This is a genomic window from Variovorax sp. AC103 (assembly GCF_979254005.1).
Window position 1 is genome coordinate 1 of sequence record NZ_CEEDFC010000004.1, and the last position, 23,344, is coordinate 23,344.

Sequence of the window (23,344 nt, forward strand, 5' to 3'; positions counted from 1 at the left end):
ATACGAGATCCTATGACTCGTCTCGTGGGCTCGGAGATGTGTATAAGAGACAGCCGGGTTTCCGGTCGCCGGTGGGGGCACCGTCAACCCGCCCGCCAGCAACCCGCCTGCGGCAGCGGCTGTTACGTTCTCGGGCACCGCGGCCTCGGGCTTGCCGCTGTCGGGTACCGTCACGGTGAAGGACGCCAAGGGCGCCACCAAGACCGTGCCGCTGGTCGACGGCAACTACCTCGTCGATGTGAGCGGCATGACCGGCCCCTTCGTGTTCCGCGCCGAGGGCGTCGTGGGCGGCCAGCGCGCCGTGATCCACTCGGCCGCGACCTCCGCCGATGCCAACGGCACCATCAACATCACGCCGCTGACCGACCTGGTGGTGGCCAACATCGCCGGCCTGGTGGCTGCGCAGTACTTCGACGGCGGCGAGTTCTCCGGGCTCTCGGCCACCGAGCTCAAGGCCGAGTCCGACGCGCTGAAGGCCAAGCTGCTGCCGGTGCTGCTGGCGCTGGGCGTGGACGCAAGCATCGACCTGCTGCGCACCGCCTTCACCCCGCTGTCGAGCGCGCTCGACAAGGCGCTGGACGTGCTGCGCGTGAGCGTGGACCCGGCCACCAACGTGGCCACCATCACCAACATCGTGACGCAGCAGCAGATCACCGACGACCTGGCCGTCAAGGCCGCGCAGGACGCCGGCACCACACCGCTGAGCGGTGCGGGCATGGAAACGGCGGCCGACGACATCACGCTGATCCGCAAGGCGCTGAGCGACTACGTGGGCAAGTTCGCCAACGGCCTGCCGGCGCCGGGCGTGCTGCTGCCGCTGATGACGGACGGCAGCAACCCCGTCACCGGCACCTACGGCTTCAGGTCTTCGGACCTCAGCGCCCAGCAGTTCGCCAACGAAGTGGCGGCGGACACCAACCTGATCGGCGCCAGCTTCTCGGACGTGGTCATCAACCGCATCAACTACACGATCGACGCGAACAACACGAGCCCGCGCGCCTTCGTGGAGTTCACGCACCGCGACAAGAACGGCGTGGCCTTCAGCAACAACCAGGGCATGCAGCTCGTGAAGGGCACCGACGGCGTGTGGCGCCTGCGCGGCGACGGGCGCGTGTTCGACCTGAACCCGCACATCCAGGCGAGCAAGGACAACGCCACGGGCTGCGTGAGCACCTCGCTGCAGTTTTCCATCCAGGACACCAACACCAGCAACAGCAACACGGCCGCGTCGGTGGTCGTCACGGGCCCGGGGCTGCCGGTGGCGGGCTTGCGCCACATGCGCCCCGCCGGCGGCGGCATCTGGCCGCTGCAGGGCTCGGGCACCAACAACATCTACTACCTGGCGTCGAACTGCAGCAACATCCCGGGCACCGCGGGCCTGTCGGACAGCGACATCGCGGCGATTCCCGCCACGCCCGAGTACACCTTCACGGCGTACGAGGCCGACGGCACCACGGTGGCCAAGTTCAGCGGCTTCGACATCGTCTACAAGCACCGCTTCCATGCGCGCCCCATGACGCTGGCCGAAGCCACGGCGGCCGCGTACCCCGGCTTCACGACCACGCCTTCACTGGCGGCCTATGCCGGCGGCGCCGATTTCTCGGTCAGCGCCACGGGCCTGAACCCCGGCTTTGCGGCGGAGTTCTTCCTGAGCCTGATGACGGGGCCGAGCGCCAGCGTGAGCGACCAGGCCGACGTGGCGCCCTCGGGCGCGGGTGCTGCGTCGAAGACCTTCAACCTGCCAGCCCAGAGCGGCATCACCTACAAGAGCATGTTCGTCAGCACGCGCGACGCCACCTGGCGCGACGTGGTGCTGCGAGACTTCAACGCGGTGGCACCCTGAAAAAGCAAAAGCCCCGCGAGGGGCTTTTTCAATGGGCGCCGGAGACGTCAGGCGAACGTCGGGCGAGGCCCGCTGTCTATTGCTGCAGCAAACCGTTGAGGTAGGGCTCCGGGTTCACGGCATTGCCGTTCTTGCGGATCTCGAAGCGCAGCTTCACGCGGTCGGTGTTGCTCTTGCCCATTTCGCCGATCTTCTCGCCCTGGCGGACCACCTGGTTTTCCTTCACGCCGATGGTCTGCAGGTGCGCGTAGGCAGTGAGGTAGGTCTCGTTGTGCTTGACGATGATCATGTTGCCGTAGGCCGGCAGTTCGCCGCCCACGTACACCACACGGCCGTCGGCCGACGCCACGATCGGATCGCCCAGGTTGCCGGCGATGTCGATGCCCTTGATGCGCACGCCGTCGAAGCGCGCAATGGTCGCGCCGGCGGCGGGGCGCACGAACAGCGCCTGGCGCTGCGCGGGCGGGGCGACGACGGGGCCCTGGCCGGTGCGCGGCGGGTTGAGATCGGTCGTGGTGCAGGCCGCGAGGCTCACGGCAACCAGCGCCAGGGCGGCGGTACGGGAAACAAAAGTCTGAAGATGCATGGCGCTGTGTGGGAACGGATTCGTTGCGGAGGGTTCCTGCGGTCCGGCTCGCCGGGGGCGGGCCGGAGGGGCGATGCTAGCAAACCGGTGCGCCGGCCTGCCAAGAGCAACCGGGCGCGAAGGGGTGATTGGCGCGGCGGCTACTTCAGCGGAATCGGCGTGCCGCGGTCGATCGCCACCGCGGTGATGCTGTTCTTGGGCGAGCCGTCGATCAGCAGGTCGGAGTAGGTCAGGTACACCAGCGTGTTGCGCTTGGGATCGACCATGCGCACCACGCGCAGGCGCTTGAACAGAATCGACAGCCGCTCGCTGTAGACCTCCTCGCGCTTGGGCAGCGGCTGCGTGACGCTCACCGGGCCGACCTGGCGGCAGGCGATGGAGGCCTCGGCCTTGTCCTCGGCCAGCCCGACCGCGCCCTTGATGCCGCCGGTCTTGGCACGCGACACATAGCAGGTCACGCCGGAGACCTTGGGGTCGTCGTAGGCCTCGACCACGATCTTGTGGTCCGGGCCGATGAGCTTGAAGGCGGTGTCCACCTCGCCCACCGTTTCCGCATGCGCAGAGGCAGCCAGGGCGAAGCCGAGGCCGAGGAGGGTGCGCAGCACGGGAAGGCGATGTGTCATGTGGAGGTGGTGGGGGTCAAACGATGTCGAACGTGTGCACGCGGTCGAAACTGCCGCGGCGCCGGTCTTCGAAATAGTGCTCGAGCGTCTCGCGCACCGTGCGAAAGGCGATCTCGTCCCAGGGAATTTCTTCCTCGGTGAAGAGCTTTGCCTCGATGGTCTCGTGGCCGGGGTCGAACTTGTCGTCGAGCAGCCGGGCCCGGTAGAACAGGTGCACCTGGCCCACGCGCACCACGCTGATGACGGAGAACAGGCCCTCCATCACGTAGTGGGCGCCGGACTCTTCATCGGTCTCGCGGGCCGCGCCCTGGGCGGTGCTTTCCTCGAGTTCCATGAAGCCGGCCGGCAGCGTCCACTTGCCCCAGCGCGGCTCGATGTTGCGCTTGCACAGCAGCACCTTGTCGCCCAGCACGGGGATGGTGCCGACCACGTTCAGCGGGTTCTCGTAGTGGATGGTGTGGCAGGCCGGGCAGACGGCGCGCTGCTTGGTGTCGCCGTCGTCCGGCACGCGGTAGACCACCGCGGTGCCGCAGTTCTTGCAATGCTTGATGGGTACGCGCAGGAGCATGACGCCGGCCGCCGTCTTCAGACGATCTTGACGGTCAGCTTGGGCAGGCCCGCGACTTCGCCCACGAGCGTGTCGCCGGCCACCACGGCGGCCACGCCTTCCGGCGTGCCCGTGAAGATCAGGTCGCCGGGCTGCAGCTCCCACGCGGCCGACAGGTGCTCGATGGTTTCGGCCACGTTCCAGATCAGCTTGCCCACGGTGCTGCGCTGGCGATCGGTACCGTTCACCTGTACCGAGATCTCGGCCTTTTCGGCGTCGCCGGCCTGCGCCACGGGCACGATGGGGCCGATGGGCGCGCTCTGCTCGAAGCTCTTGCCGATGTCCCAGGGGCGGCCCTGTTTCTTCATTTCGTTCTGCAGGTCGCGGCGCGTCATGTCCAGGCCGACGGCGTAGCCGAACACGTGCTTGTGGGCGTCCGCGGCCATGATGTTCTTGCCGCCGGTGCCGATGGCCACCACCAGTTCGATCTCGTGGTGCAGGTTGTGGGTGAGCGAGGGGTAGGCCATGGTGCCGGTCTGGCCCGCATCGACCACCACCAGCGCGTCGGCCGGTTTCATGAAGAAGAAGGGCGGCTCGCGGCCGGTGAAGCCCATTTCCTTGGCGTGCTCTTCGTAGTTGCGGCCCACGCAGTAGATGCGGTGCACCGGAAAGCGGGCGGGCTGGCCGGCCACGGGAACCGAAACGGTGGCGGGCGGGGCGAAGACAAACTCGGAAGCCATTGCGACGTGTCCTTTTTCAGCGAAACCTAAGCGGGAAGCCGGCAGTGTGCCAGAGGCGAGGGGCTCACAATAGACGCCCCGCCCATCTCCCTGCTCCCGCTCGTTTCCACCATGCCCCTGCGACTCGGCAAAGCCGGCAAAGCCAACGCCCTCAACGAACTCGGTCGCCAGCGCGACGATGAAGGCGACCAGGACGGCGCCCTCGAAGCCTATGCCCAGGCCAGTGCCGTGCATCCGCATTGGGCCGCGCCCTGGTACAACGCCGGCCTCATCCACAAGTACCGCGGCGACTGGGCCGCTTCGCTGCACGCCAACGCCCGCGCGGTGCAGTGCGAGCCGGGCAACGAAGGCGCGCTCTGGAACCTGGGCATTGCGGCCACCGCGCTGGGCGACTGGGCCACGGCGCGGCGCGCCTGGCGGCAATACGGCATCGGCATTGCGGACGGCGAAGGCCCGGTCGACCACTTCGTCGGCCTCACGCCCATCCGCGTGCATGGCGACGAGGGCACCGAGGTGGTCTGGGCCGACCGCATCGACCCGGCACGCGCCATCCTGCGCAACGTGCCGACGCCCGCATGCGGGCACCGCTACGGCGACCTCGTGCTGCACGACGGCGCGGCCAACGGCTACCGGTTGCGCGGCGGGCGCGAGGTGCCGGTGTTCGACGCGCTCGAGTTGATTGCACCCTCGGACCATTCGACCTACGAGGTTTCGATCGAGGGCGTCACCAAGGACGAGATCGCCGCGCTCATCCAGCGTTTCGAAGCCACCGGCGCCGCCGCAGAGAACTGGACCGACAGCATGCAGGTGCTGTGCCGCGCCTGCTCCGAAGGCCGGCCCTTCGGCGAGGGCCAGCACAACCACGGGGCCGACGAAGCCCCCGGCACGCTCGGGCCGTGGCGCGTGGGCATCGCCTCGCGCGAGGAGGCAGCCGCGCGCCGCGTGCTCGACGAATGGCGCGCCGCCGCATCACCGAAGGCCGCGCTGCACGACCTGCGCTGCGTTCTGCAGGCGCCACCCCGCGCCTGACCCCGTGCGCCTGAAGCCGAAGCGCAGGAGCGCTATCCTTGGAAAATCATGAAGCTGCATAACTACTTCCGTTCCTCCTCCTCGTTCCGCGTGCGCATCGCCCTCAACCTGAAGGGCCTGGACTACGACTACGTTCCCGTGCACATCGCGCGCGGCGAACACCGCACCGGCCCTTATTCCGCCATCTCGGCCGACATGCTGGTGCCCCTGCTCGAAGACGAGGGCGAGCGTTTCTCGCAGTCGCTGGCCATCATGGAATACCTCGACGAGACGCACCCCGAGCCGCCGCTGCTGCCGAGCGACCCGGTCGGCCGCGCCCACGTGCGCGCACTGGCGCAATCGATCGCCTGCGAGATCCACCCGCTGAACAACCTGCGCGTGCTCAAGTACCTGGTGAAAGACCTCAAGCTCGACGAAGAGGCCAAGAACGCCTGGTACCGCCACTGGGTGCGCGACGGCATGCTGGCCTTCGAGCGCCAGCTCGCGCTGCATCCGGGCAGCACCTTCTGCTACGGCAACACGCCGACCCTGGCCGACTGCTGCCTGGTGCCGCAGATCTTCAACGGCCGCCGCTTCGACTGCGACTTCAGCGGCCTGCCGCGCAGCATGGCCGCCTTCGAGGCCTGCATGGACCTCGAAGCCTTCCAGCGCGCACAGCCTTCCCAGGCGCCCGACGCGGAAGCCTGAGCGCCATGAACGGGCACTGGAACGCGCGCTGGCTCGTGCCCGAATGGCCTGCGCCGGCGAACGTGCGGGCCGTGTGCACCACGCGCGACGGCGGTGTTTCGCTGGGCCGCTACGAGAGCCTGAACCTCGGCGACCACGTGGGTGACGAACCCGCGCAGGTGGCGCACAACCGCGACCGCTTGCGCAGTGCCGTCGGCGCGCGGCCTGTCTTTCTCCAGCAGGTGCACGGCACCGGTGTCGTGGCGCTCGACGATGCGCAGGACGTGGTGCGCGACGGCACCGCGGCCGATGCCTGCACCGCCACCACCACCGGGCTGGCCTGCACGATCATGGTGGCCGATTGCCTGCCCGTGCTCTTCACCGACGAAGCGGGCCACCGCGTGGCCGCTGCGCATGCCGGCTGGCGGGGGCTCGCAGGCGGTGTGCTCGAGCAGACCGTCAAGGCCTTCGACGCGGAAGGCGCGGGCAAGGTCATGGCGTGGGTGGGGCCCTGCATCGGCCCCAGCGCCTTCGAGGTCGGCCCCGAGGTCAAGGCCGCCTTCGAGGCGCATGCGGCCGAGGCCGCCTCGTGCTTCCGACCCGCGCCGGCGGCCGGCAAATGGCTCGCCGACCTGCCCGCGCTGGCGCGCCAGCGGCTGCGCGCGGCGGGCATTGCATCGGTCCATGGCAACGACGGCACCAGCGGCTGGTGCACCGTCGGCAACCCCTCACGGTTCTTTTCGCACCGGCGCGACGGCATCAGCGGGCGCTTCGCCGCCCTGGTCTGGAAGGTCTGAGCCGGCGTCTTCAGCCGCCGCAGCCGCATGTGCTTCTGCGGCTGCGCGCCGCGCGGCCTCCTGTGCCTCGGCCTCGCGCTGCTTGATGGCGCGTCGACGCCCGGGGGTGCCCATCAGGTAAACCACCAGTGCCACCGGGCCCAATCCGTACAAAAGAAATGTGAAGATGGCGCCCAGCACCGTGCCGTTGGTGTTGGTGGCTTCGGCCACGGCCATCATGACGACGACATACAGCCAGCCGATGACGATCAGATGGATAAACACGAGAAGTTTCAGTTGGTAAGGGAAAGGGTGCGCCGACGCAGTGAATGCGTTGTGAGGGCCCGGTGAATGCAGGATACTCAAAACACGCCAGCCATCCGTATCGATTCAGGTGAGGACCAGGAGACATGATGAAGCAAACCACGGGGGCCGATGCGTTCGCGCCCTTCCAGCAGGCACTTTCCGAGGGATGGAGCAAGGCGCTGGCGTCGTTCCAGCAGTCCACCGCGCAGGGTGCTTCGGCCTTCAATCCCGGCGGCACGCCGCTATGGCAGATGCCTGAATTGCCAGGGGGCATGAAGATGCCCGAACTGCCCAAGTTCTCCATCGCGCCCGAAAAGCTCCAGGCCATCCAGCAGCAGTACGTGGCCGAAGCCACCGAGCTCTGGCGCCAGGGCTTCAATGCGAAGCCGGAGGGCGACAAGCGCTTCGCGGGCGATGCCTGGGGCAGCAACCCGCTGTCGGCCTTTTCGGCCGCCGTGTACCTGCTCAACGGCCGCACCATGCTCGGCATGGCCGAGGCCATCGATGCCGACGAAAAGACCCGCGCGCGCCTGCGCTTCGCCGTCGAGCAATGGATGGCCGCGTCGTCGCCGAGCAACTCGCTCGCGTTCAACGTCGATGCGCAGAAGAAGGCCATCGACACGCAGGGCGAGAGCATTGCCAAGGGCATCCAGAACCTGATGCACGACGTGAAGCAGGGCCACGTGAGCATGACCGACGAGAGCGCCTTCGAGGTGGGCCGCAACGTGGCCACCACCGAGGGTGCCGTGGTGTTCGAGAACGACTTCTTCCAGCTGCTCGAATACAAGCCGCTCACCGCCAAGGTGTACGAGCGGCCGTTCCTGCTGGTGCCGCCTTGCATCAACAAGTTCTACATCCTCGACCTGCAGCCCGAGAACTCGCTCATCCGCTATGCGAACGAGCAGGGCCACCGCGTGTTCGTGGTGAGCTGGCGCAACCCCGACGCGTCGATGGAAAAGGCCACCTGGGACGACTACATCGAGAACGCCGCCATCGAGGCGATCCACACGGTGCAGGACATCACCGGCAGCAAGCAGATCAACACGCTGGGCTTCTGCGTGGGCGGCACCATCCTGAGCACCGCGCTGGCCGTGCTCGCGGCGCGCGGCGAGAAGCCGGCCGCGTCGGTCACGCTGCTGACCACCTTCCTGGACTTCAGCGACACCGGCATCCTGGACATCTTCGTGGACGAGCCGATGGTGGCCTACCGCGAGATGCAGCTCGGCAAGGGCGGCCTGCTGCCCGGCGGCGACCTGGCCTCGACCTTCAGCTTCCTGCGGCCCAACGACCTGGTGTGGAACTACGTGGTGGGCAACTACCTGAAGGGCGAGACCCCGCCGCCCTTCGACCTGCTGTACTGGAACAGCGACGCCACCAACCTGCCGGGCCCGTTCTACACCTGGTACCTGCGCAACACGTACCACGAGAACAAGCTGGCCAAGCCCAACGCGCTCACCGTGTGCGGCGAGAAGATCGACCTGGGCAGCATCGACATTCCGGCCTACATCTACGGTTCGCGCGAAGACCACATCGTGCCGATCGGCGGGGCGTACGCGTCCACGCAGCTGCTGCCGGGCAAGAAGCGCTTCGTGATGGGCGCGTCGGGCCACATTGCCGGCGTGATCAACCCGCCGGCCAAGAACAAGCGCAGCCACTGGGTGCGCAACGACGGCAAGTTCCCCGAAACACAGCCCGAGTGGCTCGCCGGCGCGCAGGAGCATCCGGGCAGCTGGTGGACCGACTGGGCACAATGGCTCAAGGGCAACGCCGGCAAGCAGATCCCGGCGCCCAAGGGCTACGGCAACGGCAAGGCCTACAAGGCCATCGAGCCGGCACCGGGGCGCTACGTCAAGGCAAGGGCCTGAGCGCACAGCGCAAGCGCGCCACAGATTTCAAATCACTTCAACGGAGAACCTCATGGAAGACATCGTCATCGTTTCGGCTGCACGCACGGCGGTCGGCAAGTTCGGCGGCTCGCTCGCCGGCATCGCGGCCACCGAGCTGGGTGCCATCGTCATCAAGGAAGTGATTGCGCGTGCCAACCTCACCGCCGACCAGATCGGCGAGGCCATCATGGGCCAGGTGCTCGCGGCCGGCGCGGGCCAGAACCCCGCACGCCAGGCATGGCTGAAAGGCGGCGGCGCCAAGGAAACGCCGGCGCTCACCATCAACGCGGTGTGCGGCTCGGGCCTGAAGGCCGTGATGCTGGCGGCCCAGGCCGTGGCCACGGGCGACAGCGAGATCGTCATTGCCGGCGGCCAGGAAAACATGAGCATGGCGCCGCACGTGCTGCCCAACTCGCGCAACGGCCAGCGCATGGGCGACTGGAAGCTGGTCGACACCATGATCGTGGACGGCCTGTGGGACGTCTACAACCAGTACCACATGGGCATCACCGCCGAGAACGTGGCCAAGAAGTTCAACATCGACCGTGCGTCGCAGGACGAACTGGCGCTGGGCTCGCAGACCAAGGCCGCCGCCGCGCAGGACGCCGGCAAGTTCAAGGACGAGATCGTCGGCGTGAGCATTCCGCAGAAGAAGGGCGACCCGATCGTCTTCGATCAGGACGAGTTCATCAACCGCAAGAGCAGCGCCGAAGTGCTGGCCGGCCTGCGCCCCGCCTTCGACAAGGCCGGCGGCGTGACCGCGGGCAACGCCTCGGGCCTGAACGACGGCGCGGCCGCGGTGATGGTCATGACGGCCAAGAAGGCCGCCGCGCTCGGCCTGAAGCCGCTGGGCCGCATCGCCAGCTATGCCACCGCCGGCCTCGACCCCGCCATCATGGGCATGGGCCCGGTGCCCGCGTCGACCAAGGCGCTGCAGCGCGCCGGCTGGAAGGCCGCCGACCTCGACCTGCTCGAGATCAACGAGGCCTTCGCCGCGCAGGCCTGCGCCGTGAACCGCGAAATGGGCTGGGACGTGAACAAGGTGAACGTGAACGGCGGCGCCATCGCCATCGGCCACCCCATCGGCGCGTCGGGCTGCCGCATCCTGGTGACGCTGCTGCACGAAATGCAGCGCCAGAACGCCAAGAAGGGCATCGCCTCGCTGTGCATCGGCGGCGGCATGGGCGTGGCGCTCACCATCGAGCGTTGATCGCTCAGCGCGATATCGACGCGCGCTGCGCCATTGCAGCGCGCCAGCGCACGAGCTCGGGGTGCTGCTCCCCGGGCTTGACGCGCACCACGCGGGCAAAGTCCACCGCCACCACGGCGGTGATGTCGGCCAGGCTGAACCGGTCGGTGGCGAGAAACTCGCGGCCGGCCAGCCGCTCGTTCAGCGTGTCGAAGAACTGCTGCACCCGCACCAGCCCGCGCTGCGCCAGTTCGGGAATCTGCGCGTAGTTCACCGGCCCGGGCAGGGCCCGGCCGGCCATGGCGGGCGAGCCGTTGCGCAGCGTCTCCGCAATGGCCATCAGGCCTTCGAATTCCGCGCGCCAGGTCCAGCTCGCGATCTCGGCCTTTTCGTGCGGCGTGACGCCAATCAGCGGCGGCTGCGGGTATTGCGCCTCCAGGTAGGCCGCAATGGCGGCGTTGTCGGTCAGCAGCGCGCCTTCTTCGGTGCGCAGCGCAGGCACCGTGCACTGCGGATTGATCGCGCGGTAGGCGGCACCCAGTTGCTCACCATGGACCAGGTCGACCTGCACGGTGTCGTGGGCAATGCCCTTTTCGGCAAGCAGGATGCGCGCGCGCCGCGGACTCGGTGCGGTGGCGCAGTCGTAGAGAATGATCATCGTCTTTGGCACTCCTGGAACGCATTGCATGAATGACACGACCACCCCGGCCGTCTACACGCCCCCCACCGTCTGGTCCTGGAACAAGGAAAGCGGCGGGCGCTTCGCGAACATCAACCGACCGATCGCCGGCGCGACCCAGGACAAGGACCTGCCGGTGGGAAAGCATCCACTGCAACTCTATTCGCTGGCGACGCCCAACGGCGTGAAAGTCACGGTGATGCTGGAAGAACTGCTGGCACTGGGCCACACCGGCGCCGAGTACGACGCCTGGCTGATCCGCATCAACGAGGGCGACCAGTTCGGCAGCGGCTTCGTGGCGGTGAACCCCAACTCCAAGATCCCCGCGCTGCTCGACCGCAGCGAGCCCGTGCCGGTGCGGGTGTTCGAGTCGGGTGCGATCCTGCAGTACCTGGCCGAGAAGTTCGGCGCCTTCCTGCCGACCGGGCGCGCGGCCCGCGCCGAGTGCCTGTCGTGGCTGTTCTGGCAGATGGGCAGCGCGCCGTACCTGGGCGGCGGCTTCGGCCACTTCTACGCCTACGCGCCCACGAAGATCGAATACGCCATCGACCGCTTCGCCATGGAGGTGAAACGCCAGCTCGACGTGCTCGACCGCCGGCTGGCCGAAAGCCGCTACCTGGCGGGCAACGACTACACCATCGCCGACATGGCGGTGTGGCCCTGGTACGGCACGTTGGCCAAGGGGCAGCTGTACGAAGCGGGCGAATTCCTGCAGGTGAGCGAATACAAGAACGTGCTGCGCTGGACCGACGAGATCGCGCAGCGCCCGGCGGTGCAACGCGGACGCATGGTCAACCGCGCCTGGGGTCAGCCCGAGAGCCAACTGCACGAGCGCCACGACGCGGCCGACTTCGACACCCAGACGCAGGACAAGCTCGCAAAGCCGACCTGACCCAAGCCAAGAAGGGCCCCCCATGAGCGACAGCATCCTGGTCTTCTACGGTTCGTACCGCTCCGACCGCATGGGCGTGCGCCTGGCCGACTACATCGTGGCCGGGCTGAACGCACGCGGCGCGCAGGCCGAGCTGATCGACGCCAAGGCGGTCGACCTGCCCATGCTCGACCGCATGTACAAGGAATACCCGAAGGGCACCGCGCCCGCGGCCATGGAGGCGCTCGCCGGCAAGATCCGCGCGGCCGATGCCTTCGTCTTCGTGACCGGCGAATACAACTGGGGCCCGCAGCCGGGTCTGAAGAATCTCACCGACCACTTTCTCGAAGAGTGGTTCTGGCGCCCGGCGGCCGTGGCCAGCTACTCGGCGGGGCGCTTCTCGGGCGTGCGCTCGGGCACGGTGTGGCATTCGATCCTGTCGGAGATGGGCATGGTCGTGGTGTCGAGCACGCTCGCCGTCGGGCCGATTTCGCAGACGCTGGACGCGGCTGGCAAGCCGACCGGACCTGCGGGTGAATCGCTCGACCGGTCGTTCGGCCGCTTCGCCGACGACCTGGCCTGGTGGACCGAAGCGGCGCGGGCGCAGCGGCAGCGCAAGGCACCGCCGTACTAGGGTCTGCTGTAAGTCATTCGACTTCAAGAGTGCAGCGAGGTGATGAGATCCGTTGCATCTTGTTCACCGCTCAAATTTTGAGCAAAGTGTGGAATAACTATATAAAACAACAACTTATATTTGTTTTACAAGGCTCCACCTCAGTTGTCCCCAAAGTTGTGCACAGAAAATGGGGACTAAGCAGGAAAACCGCGATTCCACGCCCAAGTGGGCGCGTTACCAGCGAAAAAACAGGCTCGATCCAGGGTTTCACCCGATGCCGCTGCGGTTTGGGCTGCCAATCTTGTTCACCGCTCAAAATTTGGGCAATGTGTAGAATTTCCTTATAAAACAATAACTTATATTCGTTTTACAAGGCTCCACCTGAGTTGCCCCCAAAGTTGTGCACAGAAAATGGGGATTACGCCGCGTTGTTCACATTCCGGCCGCAACCCATTGCTGGACCGGCTAAATCTCGGTACGGGCGCGAGCTCACCCGGGACTTCGCCCAGGACTTCACCTGGAACTTCACCCGGAGATGGCCGGCGCCGCGTAATGCCGGCACAGCGTGTCGACCAGCGCCTGCGCGTAGATCGGCAACGCCGACCGGTCGCGCGCCAGCAGGTACCGCTCGCGCACGCACCACGCGTCGCTGAGCTCTATGAGCGCGAGCTGCATGCTGTCCTGGTTGCGGCGCGCCGCTGATTCCGGCACCACGCCGATGCCCACGCCGCTGCCGATCATCCGGCACATGGCGTCGAAGCTGCCGAGCTGAATGCGCAGCTTCTGCCGCTTGCCCAGGTTGTCGGTGATCTGCGCCAGGAAGGCCTGCAGCGTGCTGCCCTGCTGCATGCCGATGGCGTCTTCGTCGAGCGTCTCGGTGAACGAGATCCTGCGGCGCTTGGCGAAGCGGTGCTTGCGCGCGGTAACCAGCACCAGCCGGTCGGTGCTGAAGTGGATGGCCTCCAGACCCAGCGTGTCGACCTGGCCCGCGACGATGCCGAGGTCGGCGCGCCCGTCGAGCACGCCGCGCGGAATCTGAGCATTCGGTTTTTCCTGAAGGTCGACGTTGATGCGCGGGTTGCGCGCCAGGAAGCCGGGCAGTATTTCGGGCAGGAAGTCGGTCACGGCCGTGGTGTTGGCGAACACGCGCAGGTGGCCGCGCAGCCCGCCGCCGTACTCGAGCAGGTCGGCGCGCAGTTGCTCGGTCTGGTGCAGCACCAGGCGCGCGTGATGAAGAAAGGCTTCGCCCGGCGGCAGCAGCCGCACGCCGCGGGCCTCGCGCTGCAGCAGCTGCAGCCCGGCCTGGGTCTCCAGCGACTTGATGCGCGCGCTCGCCGCGGCCAGCGACAGGTGCTGGCGCTCGGCCGCCCGCGTGAGGTTGCCGAGCTCGGCCGCGGCCACGAAGAGGCGAAGGTCGGTCAGGTCGAAAAGCATGGCCGATCGTAGCCAAGCCTTCGGAATCACAGAAGGCTGGCTTTTGAAATCGCAGATTGCGCGCGAGGGAAGGGCGAACGACCATGCTGCCATGGAGACAACAAGAACCCCGCGCGTTCGCGCACTCGCGCTGCTGGCGTTCGCCGCCGCAGCCACCCTGATCCACGCGGGCCCGGCCGTCGCCCAGCCGTACCCTTCGCGCCCCGTCACGCTGGTGGTGCCGCAGGCGGCCGGCGGCACCAACGACATCGTCGGGCGCCTCGTGGGCCAGAAGCTCGGCGAGGTGATGAACAACGCCAGCGTGGTGGTCGACAACCGGCCCGGCGCGGGCGGCAACATCGGCACGCAGATGGTGGCCAAGGGCCCGAGGGACGGCTACACGCTGCTCATGACCATCAGCAGCAGCCAGGCCATCAACCCGGCGCTCTACAAGAACCCGGGCTTCGACCCGGTGAAAGACTTCAAGCCCGTCGGCCTCGTCGGCGCGGTGCCCAACGTGCTGCTGGTCAACCCGTCGTTCCCGGCGAAGAACTTCGCCGAGTTCCTGAAGCTCGCGCGGCAGAAGGGCGCCAACTACCAGTACGCCTCGGCCGGCAACGGCACGCTCAACCACCTGCTGGGCGAAATGCTCAACAGCATGGCAGGCATTTCGCTGCAGCACGTGCCGTACAAGGGCGTGGCGCCCGCGCTCAACGACGTGCTGGGCGGCCAACTGCCGATCGTGTTCGCCAGCCTGCCTTCGGCGCTCGCGCACATCAAGGCCGGCAAGCTGCGCGCGCTGGCCGTGAGCGGCGACAAGCGCTCGGCCGTGCTGCCCGACGTGCCCACCATCGCCGAAGCGGTGCCGGGCTACAACGGCACGCTGTGGATCGGCCTGTTCGCGCCGGCCGGCGTGCCGCCCGACATGCTGGCCACCTTGCAGGAGGCCACGCGCAAGGCGCTGGCCTCGAAGGACCTGCGCGACAAGCTCGACCAGCAGGGCGTCGAGATTGCGCCGCCCACCACCCCCGACCAGTTCGCGGCGCTGCTGCAGGACGACCTTGCCAAGTGGGCGCGGATCGTCAAGGCCTCCGGCGCCGCGGTCGACTGAATGAAGAACCCGATGAACGACACACTCCTGATCGATGGCGAAGCGCTGGCGAAGCTGCAGGCCTGGCAAGGCCGCAGCGAAACGCTGGCCGACGACATCACCGCCGCGCCCGTGCGTGCGCTCTGCGCCACGCTGGACCGCGACGACGCACCGCCCGCTGCCGGCACGCACCTGCCCGCGCTGTGGCACTGGCTGTACTTCCTGCCGCACCACCGCCAGTCCGAGCTCGGCGAAGACGGCCATGCGAAGCGCGGCGGCTTCCTGCCACCCGTGCCGCTGCCGCGCCGCATGTGGGCCGGCGGGCGGCTCGCGTGGGAACCGGGCAACCCGCTGCAGGTGGGCGACAAGGTGCAGCGCACCTCGACCATCGTCTCGGTCACGCACAAGGCGGGCCGCACCGGCGAGCTGGTGTTCGTGCTCGTGCGCCACGAGGTGCGCAACGAACGCGGCCTCGCGCTGACCGAGGAGCACGACATCGTCTACCGCGCCGCCGCGCAGCCCGGCGAAGCAGGCCCGCCGCCCACGCCGGCACCGAAGGACGCCGCCTTCAGCCGCGACATCGCGCCCGACGACGTGCTGCTGTTCCGCTACTCGGCGCTCACCTTCAACGGCCACCGCATCCACTACGACCGGCGCTATGTGACCGAGGTGGAGGGCTATCCTGGCCTGATCGTGCACGGCCCGCTGATCGCCACGCTGCTGGTCGACCTGCTGCGGCGCCACGTGCCGGGCGCGCAGCTCGCGCGCTTCGAATTCCGCGCGGTGCGGCCGACCTTCGACATCGCGCCGTTCCGCGTGCACGGGAAGCCCGCGGAAGGCAGCAGCGATGGCAAGACCTTCAGCCTCTGGAGCGAAGACGCCGACGGCTGGCTCACGATGCAGGCCACGGCCGTGCTCGCCTGATTCTGGAGACCCACGGACATGACAAGACCCCTGGACGGCATCACCGTCATCTCGCTGGAGCACGCCATTGCCGCGCCGTTCTGCACCCGCCAGCTCGCCGACCTGGGTGCGCGCGTGGTCAAGGTGGAGCGCCCCGAGGTGGGCGACTTCGCGCGCGCCTACGACGCCCGCGTGGGCGGCGAGGCCTCGCACTTCGTGTGGGTGAACCGCTCGAAGGAAAGCCTCACGCTCGACCTGAAGCAACCCGCGGCGCTGGCGGTGCTGCAGGAGCTGCTGGCCGATGCCGACGTGCTGGTGCAGAACCTGGCCCCTGGCGCCGCGGCGCGCATGGGGCTCGGTGCCGAAGCACTGCAGGCCAGGCACCCGCGGCTCATCGTGTGCGACATCTCGGGCTACGGCGGCGACGGCCCGTACCGCGACAAGAAGGCCTACGACCTGCTGATCCAGAGCGAGGCGGGCTTCCTGTCGGTCACGGGCACGCCGGACGATCCGTGCAAGTCGGGCAACTCCATCGCCGACATTGCGGCGGGCATGTACGCGTACACCGGCGTCCTGGCCGCGCTGCTGCAGCGCGGCAAGACCGGCAAGGGCTCGCACATCGACGTGTCGATGCTCGAGTCGCTCGCCGAGTGGATGGGCTACCCGATGTACTACGCCTACGAAGGCGCGCCGCCGCCGCCGCGCAGCGCCGCCTCGCACGCCACCATCTACCCCTACGGCCCGTTCCCCGCGGGCGACGGCGGCACGGTGATGCTGGGGCTGCAGAACGAGCGCGAGTGGCGCGGGTTCTGCGACAAGGTGCTGCTGCAGGCGGGGCTCGCGAGCGACGCGCGCTTCGACAGCAACGCGCGGCGCAACGAGAACCGGGAGGCCCTGCGCGCGATCATCGTGGAGACCTTCGCCGGGCTGAGCTCGGCGCAGGTGCTGGAGCGGCTCGACATGGCGCAGATCGCCAACGCGCGCATGAACGACATGGCCGGCCTGTGGGCGCATCCGCAACTGAAGGCGCGCGACCGCTGGCGGCAGGTGGGCTCGCCCGCCGGGGACATTCCGGCCTTGCTGCCGGCCGGCCGCCAGAGCGCGTTCGACTACCGCATGGACCCGGTGCCGGCGGTCGGCGAGCACACCGACGCCATCCTGCGCGGCCTGGGCCGCAGCGAGGCGGACATCGCCGCGCTGCGCGAGGCGAAAGCCGTATGAGCCGGGCATCGCTGGCATTGCTGGCATTGGCGCGCAGCTTCCTGTTCGTGCCGGCCGACCGGCCCGAGCGGCATGCCCGCGCGCTGGCCACCGGTGCGGGCGGCGTGATCGTCGACCTGGAAGACGCGGTGGCGCCCGAGCGCAAGGCAACGGCGCGCGAGGGGCTTGCAGCCTCGTTCGCCGCGCTGCCCGCCGCGGACCGGCAACGCCTGCTGGTGCGCATCAATGCGGCAGGCACGCCGTGGCACGCCGACGACTGCGTGCAGGCCGGCGCGCTGGTGGCGCAGGGCCTGATCGCGGGCGTCGTGCTGCCCAAGGCCGAGCGCGGGGCCGACCTGTTGCGCATCGCCGAAGCCATCGGCCCGAAGGGCGTGCTGGTGCCCTTGATCGAATCGGCCGCGGGGCTGGACGCGGCCGACGCACTGGCCGCCGGCCCGCAAGTGCTGCGCCTGGCGTTTGGCAACCTCGACTTCCAGGCCGACCTGGGCCTGGCCTGCGACGCGGACGAAGCCGAGCTGGTGCCGGTGCGCCTCGCGCTGCTGCTGGCCACGCGCCGCGCCGGTTTGCCCACGCCCATCGACGGCGTGACCGCCGACTGGCGCGACCCGCACCGGCTGGCCGTCGACACCGCGCGCGCCCGGCGCGGCGGCTTCGGCGCCAAGCTGTGCATCCACCCGGACCAGGTCGCGCCGGTGCACGCCGCGCTCGGCCCGAGCGCCGCCGAACTGGCCTGGGCGCGCCGTGTGATCGACGCCGTTCGCGCCTCCGGCGGCGGCGGCGTGGTCAGCCTCGACGGGCGCATGGTCGACGCGCCGGTGGTGCGGCTGGCCGAGCGCCTGCTGGCACTCGATACCCAAGAGGTGCCCTGAGCGGACCCCTGACGAACACCCATGACCATAGGAGACAAAGAGATGACCGCAACCAGGAAGAGCCGGAAATTCAAGACCCTGATCGCCGCCTCGGTGGGCGCCTGCCTGCTGGCCGCGCAAGCGCAAATGCCGGCGGCGGCGCAGGCCGCCTGGCCCGACAAACCCATCGTCATGGTCGTGCCTTACTCCGCCGGCGGCCCCACCGACGTGGTGGCGCGCATGCTCGCCATTCCCATGGGCAAGTCGCTGGGGCAGACGGTGATCGTCGAGAACACGGTGGGCGCGGGCGGCACCATCGCGCCGGCGCGCGTGGCCCGCGCGGCGCCCAACGGCTACACCATCCTGATCCACCACATGGGCATGGCCACCGCGCCCGCGCTCTACAAGAAGCTCAACTACGACCCGCTCAAGGACTTCGAGTACATCGGCCAGGTGCTCGACGTGCCGATGACGCTGCTCTCGCGCAAGGACTTTCCCGCCAGCACCTACCCCGAGCTGCTGGCCTACGTGAAGGCCAACAAGGACAAGGTCACGCTGGCCAACGCGGGCGTGGGCGCGGTGTCGCAGTTGTGCGGCCTGCTCTTCATGAACCAGATCGGCGTGCAGCTGACGACCGTGCCGTACAAGGGCGCGGGCCCGGCGCTGAACGACCTGATGGGCGGGCAGGTCGACCTGCTGTGCGACCAGACCACGCAGACTGCGCCGGTCATCAAGGACGGCAACCGCGTGAAGGTGTTCGGCGTGACCACGCCCCAGCGGCTGTCGAGCATGCCCGGCATTCCGACGCTGGACGAGCAGGGCTTGAAGGGCTTCGACGTGCGGGTGTGGCACGGCGTGTATGCGCCCAAGGGCACGCCGCCGGCCGTGCTCGAGAAGCTGAACGCGGCCTTGCGCGCCGGCCTGCAGGACGACATGGTCAAGCACCGCCTGGCCGAACTCAGCTCGGAAATCGTGCCGCTGGACAAGCAGACCCCGGAAAGCCTGCGCACCCACCTCGCGGCGGAGGTGGAGAAGTGGGGCAAGGTGATCCGCGCGGCGGGCGTGCAGGCGGACTGATCTTCCGAGCCTGCGAAAAGTCGAAAAGGCGCCACTAAACTGGCGCCTTTTGGGGGGAGAGACGGTGCAGAACAGCCCGATGCAATACCAGTACGCCATCTTCGTGGAGGACGAACAGGGCCGCGAAGTGATGCACACGGCGCCGGTGTCCGAGGACGACGCGCGCTTTCTCCGCGAGCGCGTGGTGCCCACCTTTCAAGCGCTGGACGACGAGACCTACCTCGACGGCCCGGCCATGATCCTGCACACCGGCGCGCGATTCAGCTATGTGCTGGACGGCGATGACCTGCTCTGGTGCGTGGAGTGGGAGCCCGGCCTTCTCGTTGTGCGCTTCTCGGCCGACGGCCGCATGGCATGGACCGCGCTGCGCTCGCCGGTACCAGGCTTCGGCGGGCGCAAGCCTTTGAAGCAGGACCTCGAGGGCTATGACGAGGACGCCGAAGACCCGCGGTACAACCTCGTCTTCCATGCGTGGGATGCGCAGTTCGACGAGTTCTCGCGCACGCACGGTGGCTTCGTGCCGGCAAGCGAAGACGCGCAAAGGCGCTATGCGGCGGGCTTGCGCCACCCCGACGGCCTGGTGGCGAACGCGCCGGAACGCAAGGGCAAGGAGCTCGGCGCATGGATCGCCGCCTGCCAGCGCCGCGTGCGGGACTGGGCCGGCGAAGGGCTGCGGCTGAACTAGGTGGATGACGAGGGCGGTGCCTCTGCCGCCAGCGTTTCTTCGAACAGCGCGAGCAGTTGCCGCGCAAACATGTCCATGTTGCGCGGCCGGTCGGTGTCGCCGTTTTCGATGGTGCGGCTCACCGTGACCGCACCCACGATGGCCAGGCACACATGCCCCGGCGCGTCGCCATACGGGCTGCCGACCGGGCCGGCCGCGCCGCTCTCGGCGATGCCCCAGGTCGTGTGGTGCGTGTCGCGCACGCGGCCGGCGACCAGGCGGGCGTAAGGCTCGGTTTCGCCGCGCATGCCGGTCATGTCCTCGGCGGTCAGGCCCAGCAGGGCCCGCCCGGCGCGGCGCGAGTACACGACCGCGCCGCCGCGAAAGTACGCCGAGGCACCCGGCACTGCGAGCAGGGCGGCCGACACCAGGCCGCCGGCCGACGATTCGACCACCGCCACCGTTTGCCCCCGCGCGCGCAGCGTTTCGCCGACGCGCGCGGCCAGCACGGCCAGCGGTTCAGGAACCGGTACGGCGCTCATGGCGTCTTGAACGGGGTGCCGGGCCGCTTCACGTACGCCGGTGCGCGCGCATGGCTGGCCGTGCTGCCGTACACGGTGTCCGCCGGGTAGTACTCGGACTGCAGCTGCACCTTGGCGGCCGCTTCCTCGCCGGCGGTGTGGGCGATGAAGGCCAGCATCAGGTCGGTACCGGCCGATACCCCCGCGGAAGTCCAGACATTACCGTCCTGCACGAAGCGCTGTTCGAACACCTTCACGTCGCCCAGCGCGCGCAAGCGGTCGAGCGATCCCCAGTGGGTGGTGGCGGTCCTGCCCGAGAGCAGGCCGGCCGCGTGCAGCACGAAGGCGCCGGTGCACACCGAGAGCAGGGCCTTGCAGCCGGGCGCGCGCTCCGCCAGGAAGCCGGTCATCGCGGGGTTGTCGACCTCGCGGCGGGTGCCCATGCCGCCGGGCACGAGCAGGTAGTCGAGCGGCGGACACTCGGCAAAGGACACGTGCGGGTTGATGGACAGCCCCTTGGCGCAGACCACCGGTTCCCGCTTCTCGGCCACGATCAGGCATGGGGCCGGGCCGCCGGCCAGCTTGCTCCACATGGTGAGCATTTCCCACGGGCCGACGAAGTCGAGTTCCTCGACCTCGGGGAAGACGATGATGCCGAAACTCATACTTTAGAACTCCTGGGTGTGCCGGGTGTGCGGGGCCCCGCGCAAGAGTGCGCAGCGCGTGCGGGCATGCTGGAGATGCGAGGATAGAGCCTGCTCGCGAAGGCCGCTTCGTGACAGCTGGTTGCAAGCTTGGCTCAGTGTTTTCCTCAGAGGGGCGTGGCTTGAAACTCGCTAGAGTGAAGGCGGCCGTTCAGGCTTTTGCTACGTACACATCAAGGAAATCTTATGAGCAAGAAAGTTGCATATGTCACCGGGGGCATGGGTGGCATCGGAACAGCCATCTGCCAGCGTCTGCACAAGGACGGTTTCACCGTGGTTGCCGGTTGCGGCCCTACCCGTGACCACGCCAAATGGCTTGCCGAACAGAAAGCCGAAGGTTTCGACTTCCACGCGTCGGTCGGCAATGTGGGCGACTGGCAATCCACCGTCGAGGCCTTCTCCGCCGCCAAGGCGGCGCACGGCGCCATCGACGTGCTGGTCAACAACGCCGGCATCACGCGCGACCGCATGTTCCTCAAGATGACGCCCGAGGACTGGAGCGCTGTCATCGAGACCAACCTCAACAGCATGTTCAACGTCACCAAGCAGGTGGTGGGCGACATGGTCGAAAAGGGCTGGGGCCGCATCATCAACATCAGCTCGGTCAACGGCGCCAAGGGCCAGGCCGGCCAGACCAACTATTCGGCCGCCAAGGCCGGCATGCACGGTTTCACCATGGCGCTGGCGCAGGAACTGGCCGCCAAGGGCGTGACGGTGAACACCGTGAGCCCGGGCTACATCGGCACCGACATGGTCAAGGCGATCCGCCAGGAAGTGCTCGACAAGATCGTGGCCACCATCCCGGTCAAGCGCCTGGGCGAGCCGAGCGAAATCGCCTCGATCATCTCGTGGCTCGCCACGGACGAAGGCGGCTACAGCACCGGGGCCGACTTCTCGGTCAACGGCGGCCTGCACATGCACTGAGCATGCTGACTGCCACCTGAAGAAAGAACCCGCCTCGGCGGGTTTTTTTGTTCAGGGAATGTGGCTTCTACGAATGGAAAGCGGCCCAATCGCTCTCTACAGTCTTGAACCCTCCGGAGGCATCCATGGAAAACACAACAAGTACACCTGCCAAAAAGCTCCCGATCTATCGCTCCCTCTACGTGCAGGTGATCACCGCGGTGATCATCGGCGTGCTGCTCGGCCACTTCTACCCGGCGGCAGGGGAGGCGATGAAGCCGCTGGGCGACGGCTTCATCAAGCTGATCAAGATGATCATTGCGCCCATCATCTTCTGCACGGTGGTGGTGGGCATCGCCGGCATGGAAGACATGAAGAAGGTCGGCAAGACCGGCGGCCTGGCGCTGCTGTATTTCGAGGTGGTGAGCAGCGTTGCGCTGGTCGTCGGCCTGGTGCTGGTCAACGTGCTGCAGCCCGGCGCCGGCATGAACGTCGACCCCGCCACCCTGGACACCAAGTCGATTGCCTCGTACACCGGCCCGGGCAAGATGACCGGCACGGTCGACTTCATCCTGAACATCATCCCCAACACGCTGGTCGATGCCTTTGCCAAGGGCGAGATCCTGCAGGTGCTGCTGATTGCCGTGCTGTTCGGCTTTGCGCTGCACCGCTTCGGCGGGCGCGGCACGCTGGTGTTCGACGTGATCGAGAAGGGCTCGCACGTGCTCTTCGGCATCGTCAACTACATCATGAAGCTGGCCCCCATCGGTGCCTTCGGCGCCATGGCCTTCACCATCGGCAAGTACGGCCTGGGCAGCCTGTTCTCGCTGGGCAAGCTGATGGGCACGTTCTACCTGACGTGCCTGCTGTTCATCTTCGTGGTGCTGGGGCTCATTGCCAGGTTCCACGGCTTCAGCATCTGGAAGTTCATCAAGTACATCAAGGAAGAGCTGCTCATCGTGCTGGGCACCTCGTCCAGCGAGTCGGTGCTGCCGCGCATGATGGAGAAGATGGAGAACGCGGGCGCGAACAAGACCACGGTGGGCCTGGTCATTCCCACGGGCTACTCGTTCAACCTGGACGGCACCTCGATCTACCTGACGATGGCGGCGGTGTTCATTGCGCAGGCCACCAACACGCACATGACGCTGGTGCAGGAGATCACGCTGCTGGCCGTGCTGCTGCTCACCTCGAAGGGCGCGGCGGGTGTCACGGGCAGCGGGTTCATCGTGCTGGCGGCCACGCTGTCGGCGGTGGGGCACGTGCCGGTGGCCGGGTTGGCGCTCATCCTGGGCATCGACCGTTTCATGTCGGAGGCGCGCGCGCTGACCAACCTGATCGGCAACGGCGTGGCGACCCTCGTGGTGGCCAAGTGGACCAACGAGCTCGACGAAAAACGGTTGCACGCGGTGCTCAACAACGAGACCTGGGTCGAGGCGCAGGACCCCGAGGCGATCGAAGCGGCTCGGACCAGCAAGATGTCCGTCTGAGACTGAAGGTCGCCGCGGATGCGGGGGCAGGGAGCACCCGGCGGGCTGTGCACCCGCCCCGAACAGCAACGCCTCAAATAACGCCGCTTGGCACGGCGTAACACAACGACCGGCACAGTCTGCAGGATGGCCGGCTGACACGAAGGGGTAGAC

25 protein-coding genes are annotated in these 23,344 nt (G+C 67.9%); 16 read left to right on the forward strand and 9 right to left on the reverse strand.

Annotated features, from left to right (window positions below):
• The first annotated feature begins 151 nt into the window (after positions 1-151).
• Entirely contained in the window at positions 152-1,843 is a 1,692-nt protein-coding gene (locus AC0IYU_RS06595; protein ID WP_472114356.1) for a hypothetical protein, read from the forward strand.
• Between the two features lie 76 nt (positions 1,844-1,919).
• Here AC0IYU_RS06595 and AC0IYU_RS06600 read toward each other — a convergent pair whose 3' ends face one another.
• The 4 genes from AC0IYU_RS06600 to AC0IYU_RS06615 form a co-directional block, all read right to left on the reverse strand.
• On the reverse strand, positions 1,920-2,429 hold the full coding sequence (locus AC0IYU_RS06600; protein ID WP_435438474.1) for a peptidoglycan DD-metalloendopeptidase family protein: 510 nt from the start codon (positions 2,427-2,429) through the stop codon (positions 1,920-1,922).
• Positions 2,430-2,569: 140 nt separating this feature from the next.
• Entirely contained in the window at positions 2,570-3,052 is a 483-nt protein-coding gene (locus tag AC0IYU_RS06605) for a CreA family protein (protein ID WP_472114359.1), read from the reverse strand.
• 16 nt (positions 3,053-3,068) lie between these two features.
• A complete protein-coding gene (locus AC0IYU_RS06610; RefSeq protein ID WP_472114362.1) occupies positions 3,069-3,620 on the reverse strand; it encodes an NUDIX hydrolase in 552 nt (183 codons plus the stop codon).
• A 17-nt stretch (positions 3,621-3,637) separates the two neighbouring features.
• On the reverse strand, positions 3,638-4,339 hold the full coding sequence (locus AC0IYU_RS06615; protein ID WP_472114365.1) for a fumarylacetoacetate hydrolase family protein: 702 nt from the start codon (positions 4,337-4,339) through the stop codon (positions 3,638-3,640).
• 111 nt (positions 4,340-4,450) lie between these two features.
• Here AC0IYU_RS06615 and AC0IYU_RS06620 point away from each other — a divergent pair, with 111 nt between their 5' ends.
• The 3 genes from AC0IYU_RS06620 to pgeF are packed head-to-tail and all read left to right on the forward strand — an operon-like array spanning position 4,451 to position 6,831.
• Positions 4,451-5,368 carry a tetratricopeptide repeat protein gene (locus AC0IYU_RS06620; protein ID WP_472114366.1) on the forward strand — a complete coding sequence of 306 codons (918 nt, stop codon included), beginning with the start codon at positions 4,451-4,453 and terminating at the stop codon, positions 5,366-5,368.
• A 48-nt stretch (positions 5,369-5,416) separates the two neighbouring features.
• Positions 5,417-6,055 (forward strand): maleylacetoacetate isomerase, encoded by a 639-nt coding sequence (gene maiA, locus AC0IYU_RS06625; protein WP_472114368.1) that lies wholly within the window; start codon positions 5,417-5,419, stop codon positions 6,053-6,055.
• A gap of 5 nt (positions 6,056-6,060) precedes the next feature.
• A complete protein-coding gene (gene pgeF / locus AC0IYU_RS06630) occupies positions 6,061-6,831 on the forward strand; it encodes a peptidoglycan editing factor PgeF (protein ID WP_472114371.1) in 771 nt (256 codons plus the stop codon).
• Here pgeF and AC0IYU_RS06635 read toward each other — a convergent pair.
• Positions 6,763-7,095, reverse strand: a complete 333-nt coding sequence (locus AC0IYU_RS06635; protein ID WP_472115212.1) for a hypothetical protein — start codon at positions 7,093-7,095, stop codon at positions 6,763-6,765. The two genes, pgeF and AC0IYU_RS06635, sit on opposite strands and share 69 nt — an antisense overlap.
• A gap of 125 nt (positions 7,096-7,220) precedes the next feature.
• Between AC0IYU_RS06635 and phaC the strand changes: the two genes are divergently transcribed.
• Entirely contained in the window at positions 7,221-8,981 is a 1,761-nt protein-coding gene (phaC, locus tag AC0IYU_RS06640; protein WP_435438481.1) for a class I poly(R)-hydroxyalkanoic acid synthase, read from the forward strand.
• 52 nt (positions 8,982-9,033) lie between these two features.
• Entirely contained in the window at positions 9,034-10,212 is a 1,179-nt protein-coding gene (locus tag AC0IYU_RS06645; protein ID WP_472114374.1) for an acetyl-CoA C-acetyltransferase, read from the forward strand.
• 4 nt (positions 10,213-10,216) lie between these two features.
• Here the strand turns inward: AC0IYU_RS06645 and AC0IYU_RS06650 are convergent, their stop codons facing one another.
• The gene (locus AC0IYU_RS06650; RefSeq protein WP_472114376.1) at positions 10,217-10,849 is read right to left on the reverse strand and encodes a glutathione S-transferase family protein; all 633 of its coding nucleotides are present in this window, start codon (positions 10,847-10,849) and stop codon (positions 10,217-10,219) included.
• A gap of 28 nt (positions 10,850-10,877) precedes the next feature.
• Between AC0IYU_RS06650 and yghU the strand changes: the two genes are divergently transcribed.
• Positions 10,878-11,762 (forward strand): glutathione-dependent disulfide-bond oxidoreductase, encoded by an 885-nt coding sequence (yghU, locus tag AC0IYU_RS06655; protein ID WP_472114379.1) that lies wholly within the window; start codon positions 10,878-10,880, stop codon positions 11,760-11,762.
• A 22-nt stretch (positions 11,763-11,784) separates the two neighbouring features.
• Positions 11,785-12,375 (forward strand): NADPH-dependent FMN reductase, encoded by a 591-nt coding sequence (locus AC0IYU_RS06660; RefSeq protein WP_472114381.1) that lies wholly within the window; start codon positions 11,785-11,787, stop codon positions 12,373-12,375.
• Positions 12,376-12,882: 507 nt separating this feature from the next.
• On the opposite strand, the gene AC0IYU_RS06665 is transcribed toward AC0IYU_RS06660, so the two are convergent.
• Entirely contained in the window at positions 12,883-13,791 is a 909-nt protein-coding gene (locus tag AC0IYU_RS06665) for a LysR substrate-binding domain-containing protein (protein ID WP_472114383.1), read from the reverse strand.
• A 91-nt stretch (positions 13,792-13,882) separates the two neighbouring features.
• Here AC0IYU_RS06665 and AC0IYU_RS06670 point away from each other — a divergent pair, with 91 nt between their 5' ends.
• From AC0IYU_RS06670 to AC0IYU_RS06695, 6 genes are all read left to right on the forward strand, one after another.
• Entirely contained in the window at positions 13,883-14,881 is a 999-nt protein-coding gene (locus AC0IYU_RS06670; protein ID WP_472114386.1) for a tripartite tricarboxylate transporter substrate binding protein, read from the forward strand.
• 12 nt (positions 14,882-14,893) lie between these two features.
• Positions 14,894-15,784: an HTD2 family dehydratase gene (locus tag AC0IYU_RS06675; RefSeq protein ID WP_472114388.1), complete on the forward strand. Its 891-nt coding sequence runs from the start codon at positions 14,894-14,896 to the stop codon at positions 15,782-15,784.
• A gap of 18 nt (positions 15,785-15,802) precedes the next feature.
• Positions 15,803-16,984, forward strand: a complete 1,182-nt coding sequence (locus tag AC0IYU_RS06680) for a CaiB/BaiF CoA transferase family protein (RefSeq protein ID WP_472114391.1) — start codon at positions 15,803-15,805, stop codon at positions 16,982-16,984.
• Positions 16,981-17,853 carry an HpcH/HpaI aldolase/citrate lyase family protein gene (locus tag AC0IYU_RS06685; RefSeq protein WP_472114394.1) on the forward strand — a complete coding sequence of 291 codons (873 nt, stop codon included), beginning with the start codon at positions 16,981-16,983 and terminating at the stop codon, positions 17,851-17,853. Before AC0IYU_RS06680 ends, AC0IYU_RS06685 begins: the two co-directional genes overlap by 4 nt.
• A 42-nt stretch (positions 17,854-17,895) precedes the next feature.
• On the forward strand, positions 17,896-18,909 hold the full coding sequence (locus tag AC0IYU_RS06690; protein WP_472114396.1) for a tripartite tricarboxylate transporter substrate-binding protein: 1,014 nt from the start codon (positions 17,896-17,898) through the stop codon (positions 18,907-18,909).
• Between the two features lie 79 nt (positions 18,910-18,988).
• Positions 18,989-19,594 carry a hypothetical protein gene (locus AC0IYU_RS06695; RefSeq protein WP_472114399.1) on the forward strand — a complete coding sequence of 202 codons (606 nt, stop codon included), beginning with the start codon at positions 18,989-18,991 and terminating at the stop codon, positions 19,592-19,594.
• Here the strand turns inward: AC0IYU_RS06695 and AC0IYU_RS06700 are convergent.
• Positions 19,591-20,115 carry a CinA family protein gene (locus AC0IYU_RS06700; RefSeq protein ID WP_472114401.1) on the reverse strand — a complete coding sequence of 175 codons (525 nt, stop codon included), beginning with the start codon at positions 20,113-20,115 and terminating at the stop codon, positions 19,591-19,593. The genes AC0IYU_RS06695 and AC0IYU_RS06700 overlap by 4 nt on opposite strands.
• Entirely contained in the window at positions 20,112-20,759 is a 648-nt protein-coding gene (locus AC0IYU_RS06705; protein WP_472114404.1) for a DJ-1/PfpI family protein, read from the reverse strand. The genes AC0IYU_RS06700 and AC0IYU_RS06705 overlap by 4 nt, the downstream gene beginning before the upstream one ends.
• Before the next feature lie 225 nt (positions 20,760-20,984).
• Here AC0IYU_RS06705 and phbB point away from each other — a divergent pair, with 225 nt between their 5' ends.
• Complete coding sequence (gene phbB / locus AC0IYU_RS06710; protein ID WP_472114407.1) at positions 20,985-21,722, forward strand: acetoacetyl-CoA reductase; 738 nt, start codon at positions 20,985-20,987, stop codon at positions 21,720-21,722.
• 125 nt (positions 21,723-21,847) lie between these two features.
• Positions 21,848-23,191, forward strand: coding sequence for a dicarboxylate/amino acid:cation symporter (locus AC0IYU_RS06715; protein WP_435484144.1), 1,344 nt, complete (start codon positions 21,848-21,850; stop codon positions 23,189-23,191).
• Positions 23,192-23,344 lie beyond the last annotated feature (153 nt).